The sequence below is a fragment of the Cupriavidus sp. SIMBA_020 genome, assembly GCF_046535395.1.
In the GTDB taxonomy this organism is placed as follows: domain Bacteria; phylum Pseudomonadota; class Gammaproteobacteria; order Burkholderiales; family Burkholderiaceae; genus Cupriavidus; species Cupriavidus campinensis.
The window spans coordinates 1-358 of record NZ_JAWRWU010000166.1 but is presented as its reverse complement, the minus strand read 5'-3'; the positions used below and the strand labels follow the sequence as shown (position 1 = coordinate 358).

The window sequence follows — 358 nt, the reverse complement described above, 5'->3', positions numbered from 1 at the left end:
CACCAATACCAAGCAGCCGCAGAATTTCAGCTACGAAAAAGATGGCGTTCGGCTGGTGGTGCATTTCGAGCCGCGCGTGCCGGTCGACAAGCAGCGGCCGCTGGCGGTGTCCCAGGTCCGCTACGAAATGCCGTGGACGCCGGCCAACAAGGACGCCATGGCGCAGGCCGTGGTGCAGAAATACGGCAAGCAGTCGAACTTTCCCAACCAGCTGAACCTGGAGTGGTGCCAGAAGCCGAGCACCAACCCCGGCATGGGTTGCTCGACCGACATGACGCAGGCGGTGCTGAAATACAGCGGCGTCAGCGTGCAATTGTATGACCCGGCCTGGACCAACGCGCGGATCGAGTTCATCAAC

General features: G+C 61.5%; 1 pseudogene. It reads left to right on the top strand.

Annotated features, from left to right (window positions below):
* A pseudogene (locus SB751_RS28650) lies at positions 1-358 on the top strand (hypothetical protein); the annotation flags it as partial.